Origin of the sequence: Pseudomonas sp. TH39(2020), from assembly GCF_016650715.1 — a bacterium.
GTDB lineage: Bacteria > Pseudomonadota > Gammaproteobacteria > Pseudomonadales > Pseudomonadaceae > Aquipseudomonas > Aquipseudomonas mandelii_C.
In genome coordinates, this window is the sequence record NZ_JAEKFF010000006.1 from 1069009 (window position 1) to 1087612 (window position 18604).

At 55.5% G+C, this 18604-nt stretch carries 23 protein-coding genes; 19 read left to right on the forward strand and 4 right to left on the reverse strand.

The annotated features are described in order from the left end of the window. Nucleotides 1-5 precede the first annotated feature (5 nt). The 9 genes from folE to JFU47_RS12920 all read left to right on the forward strand — a co-directional run bounded on the left by folE (nt 6) and on the right by JFU47_RS12920 (nt 7293). Complete coding sequence (gene folE / locus JFU47_RS12880; protein ID WP_123365296.1) at nt 6-581, forward strand: GTP cyclohydrolase I FolE; 576 nt, start codon at nt 6-8, stop codon at nt 579-581. 2 nt (nt 582-583) lie between these two features. After that, nucleotides 584-955 (forward strand): dihydroneopterin triphosphate 2'-epimerase, encoded by a 372-nt coding sequence (gene folX, locus JFU47_RS12885; protein ID WP_008150698.1) that lies wholly within the window; start codon nt 584-586, stop codon nt 953-955. Between the two features lie 65 nt (nt 956-1020). Continuing rightward, a complete protein-coding gene (locus JFU47_RS12890; protein ID WP_008150700.1) occupies nt 1021-1317 on the forward strand; it encodes a DUF1244 domain-containing protein in 297 nt (98 codons plus the stop codon). Next, a complete protein-coding gene (locus JFU47_RS12895) occupies nt 1310-1648 on the forward strand; it encodes a HopJ type III effector protein (protein ID WP_201183389.1) in 339 nt (112 codons plus the stop codon). The genes JFU47_RS12890 and JFU47_RS12895 overlap by 8 nt, the downstream gene beginning before the upstream one ends. Nucleotides 1649-1861: 213 nt before the next feature. After that, complete coding sequence (locus JFU47_RS12900; RefSeq protein WP_201183391.1) at nt 1862-3112, forward strand: 2-aminoadipate transaminase; 1251 nt, start codon at nt 1862-1864, stop codon at nt 3110-3112. A gap of 131 nt (nt 3113-3243) precedes the next feature. Next, complete coding sequence (locus tag JFU47_RS12905; RefSeq protein WP_201183393.1) at nt 3244-4218, forward strand: amino acid ABC transporter permease; 975 nt, start codon at nt 3244-3246, stop codon at nt 4216-4218. Between the two features lie 60 nt (nt 4219-4278). Further along, entirely contained in the window at nt 4279-5007 is a 729-nt protein-coding gene (locus JFU47_RS12910; RefSeq protein ID WP_140681761.1) for an amino acid ABC transporter ATP-binding protein, read from the forward strand. A gap of 46 nt (nt 5008-5053) precedes the next feature. Beyond that, nucleotides 5054-5881 carry a transporter substrate-binding domain-containing protein gene (locus tag JFU47_RS12915; RefSeq protein WP_201183395.1) on the forward strand — a complete coding sequence of 276 codons (828 nt, stop codon included), beginning with the start codon at nt 5054-5056 and terminating at the stop codon, nt 5879-5881. 128 nt (nt 5882-6009) lie between these two features. After that, entirely contained in the window at nt 6010-7293 is a 1284-nt protein-coding gene (locus JFU47_RS12920) for an NAD(P)/FAD-dependent oxidoreductase (protein ID WP_201183397.1), read from the forward strand. Between the two features lie 174 nt (nt 7294-7467). Here the strand turns inward: JFU47_RS12920 and trxB are convergent, their stop codons facing one another. Continuing rightward, nucleotides 7468-8430, reverse strand: coding sequence for a thioredoxin-disulfide reductase (gene trxB, locus JFU47_RS12925; RefSeq protein WP_123365291.1), 963 nt, complete (start codon nt 8428-8430; stop codon nt 7468-7470). Between the two features lie 317 nt (nt 8431-8747). On the opposite strand from trxB, the gene cysZ reads away from it, so the two are divergent. The 9 genes from cysZ (at nt 8748) to JFU47_RS12970 (ending at nt 15904) form a co-directional block, all read left to right on the forward strand. Next, on the forward strand, nt 8748-9497 hold the full coding sequence (gene cysZ, locus JFU47_RS12930) for a sulfate transporter CysZ (protein WP_201183398.1): 750 nt from the start codon (nt 8748-8750) through the stop codon (nt 9495-9497). Nucleotides 9498-9838: 341 nt separating this feature from the next. Continuing rightward, on the forward strand, nt 9839-10534 hold the full coding sequence (locus JFU47_RS12935; protein ID WP_201183400.1) for a WbqC family protein: 696 nt from the start codon (nt 9839-9841) through the stop codon (nt 10532-10534). After that, nucleotides 10531-11460, forward strand: coding sequence for a glycosyltransferase family 2 protein (locus tag JFU47_RS12940; protein WP_201183402.1), 930 nt, complete (start codon nt 10531-10533; stop codon nt 11458-11460). The genes JFU47_RS12935 and JFU47_RS12940 overlap by 4 nt, the downstream gene beginning before the upstream one ends. Then, a complete protein-coding gene (locus JFU47_RS12945) occupies nt 11441-12076 on the forward strand; it encodes a class I SAM-dependent methyltransferase (RefSeq protein ID WP_201183404.1) in 636 nt (211 codons plus the stop codon). Before JFU47_RS12940 ends, JFU47_RS12945 begins: the two co-directional genes overlap by 20 nt. Continuing rightward, nucleotides 12073-12735 (forward strand): acetyltransferase, encoded by a 663-nt coding sequence (locus JFU47_RS12950; protein ID WP_201183406.1) that lies wholly within the window; start codon nt 12073-12075, stop codon nt 12733-12735. The genes JFU47_RS12945 and JFU47_RS12950 overlap by 4 nt, the downstream gene beginning before the upstream one ends. Continuing rightward, complete coding sequence (locus tag JFU47_RS12955; protein WP_201183408.1) at nt 12732-13643, forward strand: hypothetical protein; 912 nt, start codon at nt 12732-12734, stop codon at nt 13641-13643. Before JFU47_RS12950 ends, JFU47_RS12955 begins: the two co-directional genes overlap by 4 nt. Then, complete coding sequence (locus tag JFU47_RS12960; RefSeq protein ID WP_201183410.1) at nt 13640-14050, forward strand: GtrA family protein; 411 nt, start codon at nt 13640-13642, stop codon at nt 14048-14050. The genes JFU47_RS12955 and JFU47_RS12960 overlap by 4 nt, the downstream gene beginning before the upstream one ends. Further along, nucleotides 14047-14598 (forward strand): acyltransferase, encoded by a 552-nt coding sequence (locus tag JFU47_RS33295; protein ID WP_201183412.1) that lies wholly within the window; start codon nt 14047-14049, stop codon nt 14596-14598. The genes JFU47_RS12960 and JFU47_RS33295 overlap by 4 nt, the downstream gene beginning before the upstream one ends. Nucleotides 14599-14680: 82 nt before the next feature. Beyond that, entirely contained in the window at nt 14681-15904 is a 1224-nt protein-coding gene (locus JFU47_RS12970) for a glycosyltransferase family 4 protein (protein ID WP_201183413.1), read from the forward strand. Here the strand turns inward: JFU47_RS12970 and JFU47_RS12975 are convergent. The 3 genes from JFU47_RS12975 to JFU47_RS12985 all read right to left on the reverse strand — a co-directional run bounded on the left by JFU47_RS12975 (nt 15873) and on the right by JFU47_RS12985 (nt 18286). Continuing rightward, entirely contained in the window at nt 15873-16976 is a 1104-nt protein-coding gene (locus JFU47_RS12975) for an NADH:flavin oxidoreductase (RefSeq protein ID WP_140893823.1), read from the reverse strand. The genes JFU47_RS12970 and JFU47_RS12975 overlap by 32 nt on opposite strands. A 217-nt stretch (nt 16977-17193) precedes the next feature. Beyond that, the gene (locus JFU47_RS12980; protein ID WP_140681524.1) at nt 17194-17676 is read right to left on the reverse strand and encodes a glutathione peroxidase; all 483 of its coding nucleotides are present in this window, start codon (nt 17674-17676) and stop codon (nt 17194-17196) included. Between the two features lie 124 nt (nt 17677-17800). After that, nucleotides 17801-18286, reverse strand: a complete 486-nt coding sequence (locus JFU47_RS12985; protein WP_008150718.1) for an FKBP-type peptidyl-prolyl cis-trans isomerase — start codon at nt 18284-18286, stop codon at nt 17801-17803. Between JFU47_RS12985 and JFU47_RS12990 the strand changes: the two genes are divergently transcribed. Beyond that, the gene (locus tag JFU47_RS12990) at nt 18255-18593 is read left to right on the forward strand and encodes a DUF3565 domain-containing protein (RefSeq protein WP_140681526.1); all 339 of its coding nucleotides are present in this window, start codon (nt 18255-18257) and stop codon (nt 18591-18593) included. The genes JFU47_RS12985 and JFU47_RS12990 overlap by 32 nt on opposite strands. Nucleotides 18594-18604: the final 11 nt, after the last annotated feature.

The window sequence follows — 18604 nt, forward strand, 5'->3', positions numbered from 1 at the left end:
GTTCCATGACGTTATCCCTGCCCCAGAACGCCCTGTCCCAGAGCTACCGCGAAATCCTCATCGGCCTCGGTGAAAACCCCGACCGCGAGGGTCTGCAAGACACCCCGGTTCGCGCGGCAAAAGCCATGCAGTACCTCTGCCGTGGTTATGAGCAAAGTGTCGAAGAGATCGTCAACGGCGCGCTGTTCGCTTCCGATAACGATGAAATGATCATCGTCGACAACATCGAGCTGTACTCGCTCTGCGAACATCACATGCTGCCCTTCATCGGCAAGGCGCATGTGGCTTATATTCCAACGGGCAAAGTGCTGGGCCTGTCGAAGATTGCACGACTGGTGGACATGTTCGCCCGTCGCCTGCAAATCCAGGAAAACCTCACCCGGCAAATCGCCGAAGCTGTACAGCAAGTGACCGGCGCGGCGGGTGTCGCGGTGGTCATCGAAGCCAAGCACATGTGCATGATGATGCGCGGCGTCGAGAAACAGAATTCGACCATGAACACCTCGGTGATGCTCGGCGCCTTCCGCGAGTCGAGCAATACCCGCCAGGAGTTCCTGCAATTGATTGGACGGAGCAAGTAGCAATGCCACAACTTCAACCAGGAACGGCACGCATCCGGGTCAAGAACCTGTGTCTGCGGACCTTCATCGGGATCAACGAGGATGAAATCCTCAACAAGCAGGATGTGCAGATCAACCTGACCATCCTGTATGCCGCTCAGGAAGCGGTGCGTGACAACGACATCGATCACGCGCTGAACTACCGCACCATCACCAAGGCGATCATCGCCCACGTGGAAGGTAATCGCTTCGCCCTGCTCGAACGCCTGACCCAGGAAATTCTCGATCTGGTCATGGCCAACGAGTCGGTGTTGTACGCCGAGGTCGAAGTCGACAAGCCCCACGCCCTGCGATTCGCCGAGTCGGTGTCGATTACCCTGGCCGCGAGCCGCTGACCGTCTGGCACATTGCTCGTCAGACTTTTATCATCCGCGCACGAATTGATTGCACAGAGCCCGCCATGACCGATCAACAACGCCTGGAACTCGAAGCCGCCGCCTTTCGCCGGCTGGTCGCCCACCTGGACAGCCGCAAGGATGTGCAGAACATCGACCTGATGAACCTCTCCGGTTTCTGCCGTAACTGCTTGTCCAAGTGGTACAAGGCCGCTGCCGATGAACGCCAGATCGAGGTCAGCCTCGATGACGCCCGCGAAGTGGTTTACGGCATGCCGTACGCCGAGTGGAAAGCCCAATACCAGCAAGAAGCCAACGCCGAACAACAAGCGGCGTTCGCCAAAGGAAAACCCAATGAGTGATTTGAACACCCTGCGCGCCAGCCTCAAGAGCGGCGAACACGTTTTTGCCGATACCCTGGCCTTCATCGCCGCCGGCTACGACTATCAGCCTCAGGCTTTCAACAACGGCGGCGTGGAAAACGCAGCCGGGCAGAATGAAGGCTCGTGCAAGACCCTGGGTCTGGCGCTGCTGGAAGGCTTGAGCGATGAAGAAGCACTGTTGGCGTTCGGCGAGCATTACCGTTCGGTGGTGGCCACGCCCGAGGGCAGCGATCACGGCAATATCCGTGCGTTGATTGCTCATGGATTGGCCGGTGTGAAGTTCGCTCAGCAGCCGCTAAACCGCCGCTGATTCACGAAAGTTAAAAATCAAAAGATCGCAGGCTTCGCCAGCTCCACAGGGTGTACGTATTCCCCTGTAGGAGCTGGCGAAGCCTGCGATCTTTTCGCTTCTACAGCACATCCCGACTTTTAAGATTGATCCGGCAACTTTATTTCGTTTGCCGGGCACCGCTGCTCACGGCTTAGATAAAAAGAAGCATCCCTTCTTCAGAGTCGGTCATCCATGAGCAGCGAAACCATCAGCCAGTCGATCAACATCGTTCATCCCGTCACGCTCAGCCACGGCAAAAATGCCGAGGTCTGGGACACCGATGGCAAACGCTACATCGACTTCGTCGGCGGCATCGGTGTATTGAACCTCGGCCATTGCCATCCGCGCATCGTCGAGGCCATTCGCGAACAAGCCACCCGACTGACCCACTACGCGTTCAACGCCGCCCCGCATGTGCCCTACATCGAACTGATGGATCGTCTCACCGCGTTTATTCCGGTGGACTACCCGGTCAGCGGCATGCTCACCAACAGCGGTGCGGAAGCGGCGGAAAACGCCTTGAAGATCGTGCGTGGCGCCACCGGTCGCACGGCCGTCATCGCCTTCGACGGCGCCTTCCATGGCCGCACCCTCGCCACGCTTAACCTCAACGGCAAAGTCGCGCCCTACAAACAGAAAGTCGGCGTGCTGCCGGGTCCGGTTTTTCACCTGCCCTTCCCGAGCAAGGACAACGGCGTGACCTGCGCCGAGGCCCTGAAAGCCATGGACCGGCTGTTCAGCGTCGAGATCGACATCGATGACGTCGCCTGTTTTATCGTCGAACCGGTGCAGGGCGAATCGGGCTTCCTGACGCTGGACGTCGAGTTCGCCCAGGCGCTACGCCGCTTCTGTGATGAAAAAAACATCCTGCTGATCGCTGATGAAATCCAGTCCGGCTTCGGTCGCACCGGCCAGCGTTTTGCATTTTCTCGACTGGGCATTGAGCCGGACCTGATTCTGCTGGGCAAAAGTATCGCTGGCGGTGTGCCGCTGGGTGCGGTGGTCGGACGCAAGTCGTTGCTCGACACCTTGCCCAAGGGCGGACTGGGCGGCACCTATTCGGGCAACCCGATTGCCTGCGCCGCGGCACTGGCAACCCTGGACGAGATGACCGATGCGAACCTTCACACCTGGGGCTCGCAACAGGAAGAAGCCATCGTCAGCCGCTACGAGGCCTGGCGCGCCAATAAGCTTTCCCCGTTTCTGGGCCGCTTGACCGGCGTTGGCGCGATGCGTGGCATCGAACTGATCAATCCCGACGGCACACCCGCCTCAGCGCAGTTGACCCAACTGCTGGCCCTGGCCCGCGACGCGGGCTTGCTGCTGATGCCCAGCGGCAAGTCGCGAAACATCATTCGACTGCTGGCACCGCTGACTACCGAGGCAGCGGTGCTGGAGGAAGGGCTGGATATCCTCGAGGCCTGCCTGTCGAACCTTTCCTGAAAAGCAAACTACGATCAGGGACTGACATAGCGAATTATGTTCGCTTGTAGTCCCCGATTTTGCGTCGCAATACTGGCCAAATACCCCTTTTACCAAGCGAGATCACTACCACCTACAAGCCTGAGGCAGTCATGTATCACGACAATATAATTTATAAAAAAAAGTCCAATGATCCTCAATTCCTGCTTGGCGTAGCCGTGGTGCTGTTTCTCGGCTCCTACCTGATGAACCTGGGCAACAGCGCCCTCAGTCATTTCCTGCATCCGCTGTTGGGCAATGCCCCGGACAGCCTGACCGCGCGCAATATCGCCATCGGCCTGGTGATTGCCGCACTGGGCACGCTGAACTTTCACGTCCTCGGACACTTGAAATTCAAAGTGCAGACCACCGTGGTCTGGATCGAACTGCTGATCCTGTTCCTGGCGTTCTTCGACACCTTCGATCTCTCTTACAGCTTCATCCTCGACAAGATCGGCTTCCTGATCATCCAGGGCGCCGCGACCACGCTATACATCTCCGCCATCGCGATTGTGATTGCCTTCGTGCTGGCGTTGATCGGTGCCGTGGCCAAGCTGTCGAACAACGGCCTGGCCAATGCCATCGCCTCGTTCTACACCTCGTTCTTTCGCGGTGTTCCGCTGCTGATCCAGATCTACCTGATTTACCTCGGACTGCCGCAACTGGGTTATGTGGTGGACGCAGTGCCGGCCGGCATCCTCGCGTTGTCGTTGTGCTACGGCGCCTATATGACCGAGATTTTTCGTGCGGGCATCCAGAGCATTCCGGTGGGTCAGTGGGAGGCCTCACGAGCCCTGGGCATCAGCCCGTTCAAGACCCTGAGCCGGGTGATCATGCCGCAAGCCTTGCGGGTGATCATCCCGCCCACCGGCAACCAGTTCATCGCCATGCTCAAGGACAGTTCGCTGGTGTCGGTGATCGGTGTCTGGGAATTGATGTACCTGGCCAAGACCCAGGGTCGCGCGGACTTCCGCCACCTGGAAATGCTGATTACCGCTGCAATGATTTACTGGGCCCTGTCGTTCATCCTCGAACGGGTGCAGGCGCGGATCGAAAAACGGGTCAACCGATCCATTGCAAGGGGTTGATGGGTGATGACTACGGCAGAACGACTCGACCTGGCACCTGTTGCGCAGGCCAGCCCTTCGATGATTTCCATCATCGGTTTGAACAAGTGGTACGGCGACTTCCACGCCTTGCGCGATGTCGACCTGAACGTCGCCACGGGCGAAATCCTGGTGGTGTGCGGGCCGTCAGGCTCGGGCAAGTCGACGATGATTCGTTGCATCAACCATCTGGAGAATTTCCAGAAAGGCCACATTCAGGTCAACGGCATCACCCTCACCAGCGAGGCAGAAAGTGTCAGCGCGGTGCGCCGGGAAATCGGCATGGTGTTCCAGAGCTTCAACCTGTTCCCGCATTTGAGTGTGATCGACAACTTGACCCTGGCCCCGCAACTGGTGCAAGGAGTGTCGAGCGCCGAGGCGAAAAAGCGCGCTCAGGTCTACCTGGAGCGGGTGCGAATTGCCGAACACGCCGACAAGTACCCTTCGCAACTGTCCGGCGGCCAGCAGCAGCGCGTGGCGATTGCCCGGGCGCTGTGCATGAACCCCAAAGTGATGCTGTTCGACGAACCCACCTCGGCCCTCGACCCGGAAATGGTCCACGAAGTGCTGGACGTGATGGGTGAGTTGGCCACCGACGGCATGACCATGATTTGCGTAACCCACGAAATGGGTTTTGCCAGCAAGGTCGCCGACCGCGTGCTGTTCATGGACCAGGGCCAGGTCATCGAACAAGCCACCCCTTCCGAATTTTTCAACAACCCGCAAACCGAACGCGCACAGAAATTCCTGTCACAGATCATTGGTCACTGAGCACCGCTTCGCCCCTTCATAACAATAACGATAAGTGGAGATGGACATGGTCAGCAAAAAACACGTAGTCGCAGCCGCAATGTCGCTGGTGTTCGTCGGCGCCGCCAACGCCGGAGCCGTTCTGGACAAAATCCAGAGCAGCAAAACAATGACCGTCGCCACGTCGGCGACCTGGCCACCCCAAGGGTTTATCAACGACAAGAATGAAATCGACGGGTTTGATATCGACGTTTCCAAGGAGATCGCCAAGCGTCTCGGCGTCGCGGTCAAGTTCATCACGCCTGACTGGGACGTGATCACCGCCGGCAAGTGGAGTGGGCGCTGGGACGTGTCCGTGGGCTCGATGACTGCGACCAAGAGCCGCTCACGAATCCTCGATTTCCCCGGGACCTATTACTACGTTCCCTACGTCTTTGCAGTGCACGACAAATCCACTGTCACCGACCACAAAGCACTTAATGGCAAAACCATCGGCGTCGAAGGTGGCACCACGTCCGAGGACTATTTCAGCCAGGCGCTGGCTATTGAAACCACTGACGTGCCACCCGTCGTTTATGACGTAAAGACCACAAAAATAAAGACCTACTCCGGTTCCGTCGGGCCGCTGGACGACCTGCGCCTGGGCGACGGCGCACGGCTGGACGCCATCCTCACTCAACGCAGCACACTGGATGCCGCCGTCAAGAAGGGTTACCCATTGCGGGCCGTCGACAATGCTGTGGCGTTCTACGAGCCGCTGGCCATCGCCACCGACAAGGGTGACCCGGAACTGACCGCCAAGCTCGGTGAAATCGTTGGTGAGATGCACAAGGACGGCACGCTGACCAAGCTGTCGGACAAGTGGTACGGCGTCGACTACTCGACCATCAAATAAACGCCTGCCCCCCTGTGAGAGCGAGCCTGCTCGCGAAAGCGGTGGGTCAGCTTGCATTGATGGTGTATGTGCCGGCGTCTTCGCGAGCAGGCTCGCTCCCACAAAAGATAATTTCTCAAGGATCGACAATGTCCTTCCCCACCACCTGGTACTCCCAAACCTCGCTGCCCCGAGCGGCCAGGTCCGAATTGAACACCGATGAAACCTGCGACGTCTGCATCATCGGTGCTGGTATCGCAGGCCTGACCGCTGCCCTGGAGCTGACCCGGCGCGGCAAACGCGTGATCATCCTCGAAGCCCAGCAAGTCGCCTGGGGCGCGTCCGGTAGAAATGGTGGCGTGGTCTCGCCGGGCTGGGCTGAAGGGTCGGGGGCGATCCGCAAGAAACTTGGATTGGAACAAGCCAAAGCGCTCTTTCAACTATCGGTCGAGGGCGTGGAGATTGTCCGCCGCAACATCGCCGAACTGGCATTGCCCGGTTGCGATCCATCCGCCGGTACGATTCAGGTCAAGCGTTACGACGACGGTGCTGGTGTGAAAAACCACATCGACACGATACGCCGCGACTTCGGCTATGAACTCAACTTCCTCGACACAGGCCAAGTCCGCGAACGAGCTCACACCCTGCGCTATTTCCAGGGCATCGAGGATCCGAAGGCGCTGCACTTTCACCCGCTGAACTATTGCCTGGGACTGGCCCTCGCCATCGAAGCAGCGGGAGGCCGGATTTTCGAACAATCAAAAATGCTGGCCTGGCATCGCGAAGGCGACGACAAAATTGTCCAGACCGCTCACGGCACCGTGTGCTGCCAGAACCTGGTGTTCTGCGCCGGCGGTTATGGCGGCCCGGAACTGCAAAAACTCAGCCGCGCCTACCTGCCCATTGCTACCTATGTGGTGCTGACCGAACACCTGGGCGACTCGATCAAAAACGTCCTGGACTCCGGCGCCGCGTTCTCCGACGACCGCCGCGCCTCGGACTACTACCGCGTGGTTGAAGGCGACCGCCTGCTCTGGGGCGGACGCATCACCACCCGCAACGAACAGAACGAAAAGGCCCTCGCCACCATGCTCAAGGCCGACATGGTGTCGGTCTATCCACAACTGGCCCCGGTCAAAATCGAATTGGCCTGGTCCGGCCTGATGGGTTACTCCACCAACAAGATGCCCAACCTGGGATTGCTCGAACCGGGCGTCTGGGCCTGCACCTCGTTTGGTGGCCATGGCTTGAATACCGGCTCGATTGGCGGCAGGGTCATCGCCGAAGCGGTGTGCGGGGAAAGTTCGCGTTATCAGCTGTTCAAACCGTACTTGCTGGACTGGAACGGCGGACCGTTCGGGCGGATTGCCGCCAATGCCATCTATCAATCGTTGAAGGTCATGGACTTTGTTCAGGAACGGCTAAAAGGCTGACGGCGCCACACTCCCCTGTGGGAGCGAGCCTGCTCGCGAAAGCGATTTTTCATTCAACATTGATGTCGATTGACACACCGCTTTCGCGAGCAGGCTCGCTCCCACAGGGTTGATCGGACATTTCTGCGAGTACAAAAAAACCGGCCGAGGCCGGTTTTTTCATTTGCTACGCAATTAGAACGAAGCGTTCTGCAGGTCGTCGAGGTAACGCTCGGCGTCCAGTGCTGCCATGCAGCCCGCGCCGGCCGAGGTGATAGCCTGACGGTAAACGTGGTCAGCCACGTCACCGGCCGCGAAGATACCTTCGAGGCTGGTGGCAGTGGCGTTACCGTCACGGCCGCCCTGCACAACCAGGTAGCCGTCTTTCAAGGTCAGCTGACCTTCGAACAACGACGTGTTCGGGGTGTGGCCGATGGCGATGAATACGCCGTCGACTGTCAGCTCGTCGAAGCTGCCGTCGTTGTTCTTCAGGCGGGCACCGGTCACGCCCATGTTGTCGCCCAGGACTTCGTCCAGAGTCGAGTTCAGCTTCAACACGATCTTGCCTTCGGCAACCCGGGCATTCAGCTTGTCGATCAGGATCTTCTCGGCGCGGAAGGTTTCGCGACGGTGGATCAGGGTGACCTTGCTGGCGATGTTGGCCAGGTACAGCGCCTCTTCAACAGCGGTGTTGCCGCCACCGACCACGGCCACTGGCTTGTTGCGGTAGAAGAAACCATCGCAGGTCGCGCAGGCCGAAACGCCTTTGCCCATGAACGCTTCTTCCGACGGCAGGCCCAGGTAACGAGCGCTGGCGCCGGTGGCGATGATCAGCGCGTCGCAGGTGTAAGTCGCGCTGTCGCCGGTCAGGGTGTACGGCTTGGCAGCGAAGTCCACGGCATTGATGTGATCGAAGACGATTTCGGTTTCAAAGCGCTCGGCGTGCTCTTTCATGCGGTCCATCAGCGCCGGGCCGGTCAGGCCGTGGACGTCGCCAGGCCAGTTATCGACTTCGGTGGTGGTGGTCAGTTGACCGCCGGCTTGCATGCCGGTGATCAGCAATGGCTTGAGGTTGGCACGGGCGGCATAGACCGCGGCGCTGTAACCGGCAGGGCCGGAACCGAGAATAATCACTCGCGAATGACGGACTTCAGACATGACCTGCTCCTGTTGACCGGCCCGAAACTTCTGGCGCGGAACGCCGGGTTGCCGGCGGGAATAAAAAAGGACCGTTGAAAGCACTTGGGGAAGGCTTGAGCTCGACAGCCCTGTAAAAAGTATGGGGTGCAGCGTATCGAGGGGGCGAAGATTAAGGAAATACGGTTTAACAATCCAGCTCATAGGCGGTCTCTATCCCATCACGATGGATACATAGGCGCCTTTGTTACAGTTAATGTCGATGCTGCTACCGCGCTTTCGCCCGTCAGGCAAAGCCGGTAAGGTCGGCGCGTTTTCCCCTTTGCTCGGAGCACGTTATGCCCGCCCCCGTTCTGTCCGGCCCGCAATACCTGCGCGAAGGCCTCAAGTTGGTCCTGAGCCCAAGCCTGCGTTTGTTCGTGCTGTTGCCTCTGATGATCAACCTGGTGCTGTTCGTCGGATTGATCTACCTGGCCAGCCATCAATTCAGCCTGTGGGTCGATACGTTGATGCCGTCCCTGCCCGACTGGCTGGGTTTTCTCAGTTATGTGCTCTGGCCGTTGTTCGTGGTGCTGGTGGTGTTGATGGTGTTCTTCACCTTCACCATGCTGGCCAACGTCATCGCCGCGCCATTCAACGGTTTCCTCGCGGAAAAAGTCGAAGTGGTGGTGCGCGGCACCGACGATTTTCCGTCCTTCAGCTGGGGTGAACTGATCGCCATGATCCCCCGCACCCTGGCCCGGGAAATGCGCAAACTCGGCTACTTCCTGCCACGCGCCATCGGGCTGTTCATCCTCTCGTTCATCCCGGTGGTTAACATCATTGCCGCACCGTTGTGGCTGCTGTTCGGGGTGTGGATGATGGCGATCCAGTACATCGACTACCCGGCGGATAACCACAAACTGGGCTGGAACGAGATGCTCGCCTGGCTGCGCGAGAAGCGCTGGCAGAGCATGAGTTTTGGCGGAAGTGTTTATCTGGTGCTGCTGATTCCGGTGGTCAACATTCTGATGATGCCGGCGGCTGTGGCGGGTGCGACGTTATTTTGGGTGAGGGAAGGTGGAGATCAAAGTCCTGCTCACCGATAGGATGCAGGACAAAGTTTTTCAACCAACAACGTCTCTGAGGTGCCCATAAAAATCTGTTTTATGGTCCCTCAAGTGGAAGGAAAGCAATCATCAGTGGGCGAAAAAAGTGACACCCCCTTCCTCCGGCATTAAAGTAGCAGAGTTTACGGAAAGCAGGCATGGCCAGTCCGCGCGGAAGCGGTCCAGTGACTGTCGAAAGAAGGAAGTTAAAAAACGCGCTTTCAATGGGCGAGCATTTTAAGAACCGCGAATGCGGCAAGACAATTACTGGCGCTACCAAACCCCGTGAAAACGGTCCGACTACCCAAGTTGGCAAAAACGAAGCAGACGGGACATGAGCATTGAAAAAAATTGCTATTCTCCAATCCAATTACATCCCTTGGAAGGGATATTTCGACATGATCGCCGCAGTAGACGAGTTTATTCTCTACGACGACATGCAGTACACCCGTCGTGATTGGCGTAATCGCAATCAAATCAAAACACCCCAAGGCGTGCAGTGGTTAACCGTTCCGGTACAGGTGAAAGGCAAGTACCATCAAAAAATAAACGAAACCGAGATTGATGGTCTCGACTGGATGGAGTCGCACTGGAAGTCTCTCGTGCAGAACTACCGCCGCGCGCCTTACTTTAACGAAGTAGCGTCATGGCTGGAGCCGCTCTATACGGCCAACATTTACACCCATATTTCCCAATTGAATCTTCGTTTCATTCAAGCCATCTGCCAGTATCTCGGCATAACTACATTGATTAGTAGCTCATCGGACTACACGCTGCTTGACGGAAAAACAGAACGCCTGGCTGATCTGTGCGTCCAGGCGGGCGCAGGCGAATATATATCCGGACCTTCGGCAAAGGACTACGTTGACGAATCCGTCTTCAGCCAACTGAACATCAAGCTAACCTGGTTCGACTATTCTGGTTACCGCGAATACCCTCAGCTGTGGGGCGAGTTTACTCACGGTGTAACCATTCTCGATTTACTGTTCAATTGCGGGAAAGGTTCATACAAATACATGAGACACGTCAGCCCATGAAACTTTCTATCGTTGCAACTTTATACCAGTCATCATCCTACATCGCCGAGTTCTACCAGCGCGCCTGCGCCTGCGCCCGACACGTTGCGGGAGAAGACTTTGAAATTGTATTGGTCAACGATGGGTCGCCGGATGACAGCCTGGAGCTGGCAGTCCAGCTTTCAAAAAATGACCATCACGTTGTCGTAGTGGATCTATCGAGAAACTTCGGTCACCACAAGGCGATGATGACGGGCCTCGCCCATGCGAAAGGTGAACAGGTTTTTTTGATAGACAGCGATCTGGAAGAAGAACCAGAGTGGCTTTTGCCATTTAACGAGCAGATGAAGAGTAGCGCCTGTGACGTGGTCTATGGCGTTCAGGAAAAACGTAAGGGCGGCCGGATCGAGTCCTGGAGTGGTCAGTGGTTTTACCACTTCTTCAAAGCACTGACCGGGTTGGCGCTGCCCAAGAATGTTGTCACCTGTCGGTTAATGACTCACCGCTACGTTGAAGCGCTATTGCGTCATACGGAAAGAGAAATCTTCATGGCCGGGCTATGGTATATCACCGGTTTTGATCAACGCCCGCTTTATGTAAAAAAACACAGTACAAGCGAGACAACCTATACCTTCCGTAAAAAAATGTCGTTATTGGTTAACTCCGTAACTTCATTTAGCAATGCACCGCTGATCGGCATATTTTACATCGGAATCTCAATCTCTTTAATTGCAACTATTTACATCAGCTATCTGGTCTTGCATTGGGTATTCCTATCGCAGCCCGTCAGTGGCTGGACATCAGTTATGGCGTCAATCTGGCTACTGGGTGGAATGATCATCTCGTTTATTGGCGTGGTTGGAATCTACCTTTCAAAGATATTCTCTGAGACCAAGCAGCGCCCCTATACAATAGTGAGACAGATTTATGCAAAAGAACAAGAATGAATTATTGAGCGAAGTAGCCAACTACTACACTGACAAGCTATCTCAACATGGAGAAACACCTCAAGGTGTTGACTGGAATGGCACAGAAAGCCAAACATTGAGATTTGAGCAACTGTTTAAAATTATCAAGGATGATGAAAACTTCTCCTTGAACGATCTGGGCTGCGGCTACGGAGCGCTTTACGATTGCCTGGCGCAAAGGTACACATCTTTCTCCTATACCGGCATTGATATTTCCCAAGGCATGACTGACGCGGCCACAGAGCGCTACAAAGATATACCTCAGGCGCGATTTGTATTAGCAGGAGAACCGGACGCCATTTCTGACTACTCCATCGCCAGTGGAATTTTTAATGTTCGCCAAGGTCGTTCGGATGCCGAATGGTTGGTATACGTTGAAGAAACTCTGGACGCCCTTGATCGGACAAGTCGATCCGGCTTTGCATTTAACTGTCTTACATCATATTCAGACGCAGATAAAATGCGCGATTATCTCTATTATGCTGACCCCTGCGCTTTGTTTGATCTCTGCAAGAAACGCTACTCACGGAACGTAGCGATACTGCATGACTACGATCTCTATGAATTTACCATTCTTGTCAGGAAGACGTCATGAAAAAAAATCTGGTGATTTTTGGATTTGGTGATATTGCCCAACTTGCCTATTATTATTTCCGTACCGACTCCGACTACAATGTTGTCGCCTTTACCGTTGACAGCGCCTACATTATCGAACATCAATTCTGCGGTCTACCGGTTGTTCCTTTCGAAGACATCCATAACCAATACCCTCCTGAATCCAATGATTTTTTTGTAGCATTGAGCTATTCAAAAATCAATGCCGTACGAAAGGAGAAGTATTTGGCAGCCAAAGCGTTAGGTTACCAACTCGCAAGCTACATCAGTTCGCACGCAACAGTATTGAACGAATCCATCGGTGAGAACTGCTTCATTCTGGAAGACAACACCCTCCAGCCTTTCGTGACGATTGGTAATAACGTCACGCTTTGGAGTGGAAATCATATCGGTCATCACTCGACTATCCACGACCATTGCTTTATTGCATCTCACGTCGTTGTTTCAGGCGGCGTCAAGATCGCAGAGCAATGCTTCATTGGCGTTAATGCAACGCTGAGAGACCATATAAATATCGGTGAACGAAGCGTCATTGGTGCCGGTACATTAATACTGGCCGATGTAGAAGCAGAAGGTGTGTACATAGGTTCCGCAACAGAACGCTCAAGAGTTCCCAGCAGCAAGTTGAGAAAGATATGAACCATCAGTGGCGGAAACTTGGACACCTATACACACCTTCCGGAGATTCGCCCTGGATGCACAGCCATGCAGCGGTGCCTTTCTGCGAGCATCTGGCTGACAATGTATTTCGAATTTACTTTACCACCCGCGACACCAAAAGCCGCTCTCACACTGCTTTTGTCGACGTGGATATCAGCCTCCCTTTTAAGATATTGAATGTCTCTGAGGACCCCGTACTCGTTCCCGGGTCGCTGGGCGAATTTGATGATAGCGGTGCCATGGGCTGCTGGCTCTTAAAAAAAGACGACACCCGCTATTTGTATTATCAAGGCTGGAACCTGGGCGTCACAGTTCCATTCCGAAACTCAATTGGTGTCGCAACCAGCACTTCAGGCAGCACATTCAAACGTTACTCGCCCGGCCCTATTGTCGACCGATCCATGTTCGAACCTCACTTCACCGCTACACCCTGCGTATTGGTGGAGAATGAAAAATGGAGAATGTGGTATTTGTCCTGTACCGAATGGGAGATGGTGAATGGAGTACCCAAGCACAAGTATCATATAAAATATGCTGAATCCGCCGACGGCATAAACTGGTTGCGCGAGGGTAAAGTCGCAATTGATTATGCTCAAGACAATGAGCACGCTATCTCCAGGCCGTCTGTCATACATGACCCGGATGGTTGGAAAATGTGGTATTCCTACCGAGGTCAATCTTACAGAATCGGTTATGCCGAGTCCGCTGACGGCATTAACTGGACAAGAATGGATGACCAGGTAGGTATTGATGTATCGGAGACCGGCTGGGACTCTGAAATGATCGAGTACCCTTTCGTATTTGACCATGATGGCAAACGCTACATGTTATACAATGGAAATAATTACGGAATAACCGGATTTGGCCTGGCTGTACTCGAATCATGAAGCACTATTTTCAACGTTTCACATCGTTCGACTTGTTACAACTTGTCAGATATTACCTGGTTGGCGCACTCGTCAACGCGGGCGGCTACGTTGCATTTCTCATACTATTACATGAAAAAATCGAGCCAAAACTCGCAGCATCAATTCTTTACGTCATTGGCGCACTGATCAGCTTTTGGCTTAATCGAAAACTGGTATTTGATAGCGCCGTACAGATCCGTACCAGCTTGATCCGACTTTTTATCATGCTGCTGGCTGGTTATATTCTGAACATACTGATGCTGTATGTTTTTGTTGACTTATACAACGCGCCAGCCTGGTTAATTCAGATTACATCTGTCATTCTGGTCTCCGTTTTTTTCTACCTCATCAATAAATTTTATGTTCATGAAAGCGAAAAATCATGAAGAGCCCAATAAAAAATAGAAATCTGGTTGTTTTTGTTTATTCCATGTTTAGTTATATTTCCGGCATGTTATGGATCATCGTCGACCTTCTCCCGCACTTCATTAGAAACGCTATGTTTCGCCTTGTATTCAAAACATACGGAAGGGAGACCATGCTGGACTATCGTAGTTTTGTTAGATATCCATGGCGGGTTTCCCTGGGTAACGGTGTGGCGATCAATCGGGGCTGCGAACTTTATCCATCCATGCAAACAGATCAAGGTATTATCACCTTGGAGGATCATGTCGTACTTGGGCCAGGCGTCATTATTTTCGCTTCTGGTCACGACTACACAGCCCTCCATCTTCCCGATATATCTGCGCCTGTAACAGTGGGAAAACATGCCTGGATTGGCGGAAAGAGCATTATTCTACCGGGCGTGACAATCGGTGAAGGTGCGGTTATTGGAGCAGGCTCCGTGGTGACCAAAGACATTCCGCCTTACACTGTCGCAGTAGGAAACCCTGCAAAAGTCATAAAGAACAGAATACTGACCCAAAGTAACTGAACACCTGAGCGCAACACCGTATGTCTGGTGAACCTGCGCTCACCCAGTCACAAATTCATCATCCCACCGTCACACTGACGACATGGCCTCAGCCGACACTGAGGTCATGACGACAGCTCTGCATATCACTCTGATCACCGAAACCTTCCCTCCCGAAATCAACGGAGTGGCCAATACCCTCGGCCGCTTGTGCGACGGTTTGCGCGCGCGTGGGCATCAGGTGGAATTGGTGCGACCGCGTCAGGGTTGCGATCAGCAGTTGGGCAGCGACGATGCGTTGTTGCTGTGTCGTGGCTGGCCGCTGCCGGGTTATCCCGGCTTGCAATGGGGTCAGTCGTCGATGCACAAGCTGCTGCGGCGCTGGAAGCGTCATCGGCCGGACGTGCTCTACATCGCTACCGAAGGACCGCTGGGATTGTCCGCATTGCGTGCGGCGCGGCGATTGGGGATTTCGGTGGTGAGCGGTTTTCACACCAACTTTCAGCAGTACTCTCGCCAGTATGGGCTGGGACTGCTGACTCGCTTGCTGACCCACTACCTGCGCTGGTTTCACAATCGCTCGACGCTGACATTGGTGCCGAGCGTGAGTCAAAGAATGGAACTGGAGCGACGGCATTTCGAGCGTCTGGCGTTGCTGTCGCGTGGGGTCGACAGTCAATTATTTCACCCGACCAAACGTCTTACTTCCCTGCGTGAGAGTTGGGGCCTGGGTGATGACGACATTGCCGTTATCCACGTAGGACGTCTGGCCTCGGAGAAAAATCTTGGCCTGCTACAGCGTTGTTTCAACACCCTGAAAGCCACTTATCCACAGCGAAAACTGAAACTGATTGTGGTGGGTGACGGTCCGCAACGGGCGGCACTGGAGAAGGAACTGCCCGAGGCGATTTTTTGCGGATCACAACGCGGCGAAACCTTGGCCAGCCACTATGCGTCGGGGGATGTGTTTCTGTTTCCGAGCATGACCGAAACCTTCGGCAATGTGGTGCTTGAGGCGCTGGCGTCGGGATTGGGTGTGGTGGCGTACGATCAGGCGGCAGCGGCTCAGCACATCCGCCATGGCTACAACGGCGTACTGGCGATGCCGGGGGACGAAGAGGCGTTCTGCGATGCGGCGTGTTGGCTGTTGGAGGAGCGCGAAACCTTGCGCTGCGTGCGGCTTAATGCGCGTCAGCATGCGAGTCGCCAAGGGTGGGCAGCGATTATCGAGCAATTTGAAGGGCAGTTGCGCGGGGCTTGTCAGACCCCGCTTGCCTCAGGCATTGATCCTCGGCTTAAACCAGGGTCATCAACGCCTCACGGCTGAACGGCAGGATGTCTTCTTCACGGCCGTCACGCACTTTCTGCGCCCAGTCCGGGTCTACCAGCAGCGCACGACCTACCGCCACCAGATCGAACTCATCATTGTTCAAACGCTCCAGCAGTTTTTCCAGGCTGGCCGGCTGCGCGATCTTGTCGGTGTTGACCATGAACTGCAGGAACTCGCCATCCAGGCCGACACTGCCCACGGTGATGGTCGGTTTACCGGTGAGCTTACGGGTCCAGCCGGCCAGGTTCAGCTCGGAACCGTCGAACTCCGGCTCCCAGAAACGACGCGTCGAGCAGTGGAAAATATCCACGCCGGCGTCGGACAACGGCTTGAGGAATTCGCCCAACGCTTGCGGTGTTTCCACCAGACGCGCGGTGTAATCCTGCTGCTTCCATTGAGAGAAACGGAAAATAATCGGGAAGCCTTCGCCGACCGCTGCACGCACCGCCTGAATCAGTTCGATGGCAAAACGCGAACGGTTGGCCAGGCTGCCGCCGTATTCGTCGGTGCGCTGGTTGCTGCCTTCCCAGAAGAACTGGTCCACGAGGTAGCCGTGGGCACCGTGAATTTCCACGCCGTCCATGCCAATGCTCTGGGCATCTTTGGCGGCCTGGGCAAATGCGCCGATCACGTCCTGGATATCTTGCTGGGTCATGCCGTGAACCACGACCTGACCGTCCTTCAATTTCTCCGACGGACCGTAACCCGGCACGCTGGCGTCCGGCTCGGTGCCGATGCGGCGCACGCTGCCGACATGCCACAGCTGAGGAACGATCTTGCCGCCTTCAGCATGAACCGCGTCGACTACTTTTTTCCATCCAGCCAGCGCCGCTTCGCCGTAGAAATGCGGCACGTTCGGGTAACCGTTCGAAGCCTTGTGACCGACGGTGGTGCCTTCGGTGATGATCAGACCCACACCCGCAGCGGCGCGACGACGGTAGTACTCGATCACTTTGGAATTGGGAACGCCACCCGGCGAAAACGAGCGGGTCATCGGCGCCATGACGACGCGGGTCGGCAGTTCGAGGGTGCCGAGGTGGAACGGTTTGAACAGGGCTTTGACGGGCATGGGACGCTCCACGGGAAATGACTTTATGACGGCGATAATATGGAGAGTCACAAGCCTTGAACAGCACTATTGATTTAAGTGATTAAGGATTAGAAACGAAAAAAGATCGTCCGAACGCGGCCCGAACCTTCGACAGCTCCTACAGGGGGAATGTGTACACCCGTAGGAGCTGCCGAAGGTTCGGGCCGCGTTCGGACGATCTTTTGATCTTTCTTTTTCAGCTCAGCGCTTTTTCGATCGCATGAACGACAGACGGATCATCCGGCGCCGTGCGCGGCGAGAACCGCGCCAGCACGCGACCATCCTTGCCCAGCAGGAATTTTTCGAAGTTCCAGGTAATGTCACCGGGAAATTCAGCCCCCTCGCCCGCCAGCAGACGGTACAACTGATGACGATCGTGACCGTTGACTTCCAGCTTGCTGGACAACGGAAAACTCACGCCGTAGTTGAGGCTGCAAAACTCCTGGATCTCTTGCTCGGTACCCGGTTCCTGCCCGGCAAACTGGTTGCACGGCAGGCCCAGCACGCTGAAGCCTTTGTCCTTGTATTGCTGGTAGAGGTTTTCCAGCGCCGCGTACTGTGGGGTCAAGCCACATTTGGAGGCGACGTTGACCACCAGCACGACGTGCCCCTTGAAGGGCGCCAGAGGTAGCTCCTGACCATCCAGGCCTGTCAATTTAAGGTCGTGAAAAGCACTCATGACGAACTCCAGATTCCCGTGTTCTTCTCGAAACAGCCACTTGGCGGTGTCACCAGGGACAGCCGCGGACTAAAAAGGCGCCCCTCGGGCGCCTCTCCAGTACTCGAAAGCTTAGCGCAGAAAATCAGTGGTGATGGCCACCTTCGCCATGGACGTGACCATGAGCGATTTCTTCCTGGCTGGCGTCACGGATGTCGATGATCTTGACCTGGAAATTCAGGCGCTGACCCGCCAACGGGTGGTTGCCGTCGACGGTGACATCGTCGCCGTCCAGATCGCGAATGGTGACGATCTGCATCTGGCCGTCCGGAGCGGATGCGTGGAACTGCATACCTACTTCCAGCTCGTCGACGCCTTCGAACATGCTGCGGCTCAACGTGCTGACCAGTTCGGCAGCGTATTCGCCGTAGGCATCTTCAGGTTCTACGGCAACCGTCAGTTCGTCACCGACGGTTTTGCCTTCCAGAGCCTTTTCCAGGCCCGGAATAATGTTACCTGCGCCTTGCAGGTAGACCAGCGGCGCGCCGCCGGCGGAGCTGTCGATGACCTCACCAGCGTCGTTGGTCAGGGTATAGTCGATGGAGACAGCCTTATTGGCGGCGATCAGCATGGGGCGAGACCTTTTGCATAAGAATGAAGAATGGCCAAGTTTAGCGAAGCAATCGCCCGAAAGCGAACACAACCCGGACAGACGGGTGACGGCGAAAGGCTCGACGGTCACAGGCTTCCATCAAGATGAGGACGGGCACTGGGTGGCCGAGCTTTCCTGCGGTCACACCCAGCACCTGCGCCACCAGCCACCGTGGCAATCGCGCGCCTGGGTGCTGGACCCCGCGCAACGTATTGAAAAAATAGGCCAGCCCTTTGATTGCGGTTGGTGCGCACAAGGCTCGGTTAGCGCTAACCTTGGCGACTGAATTTCGGTAAA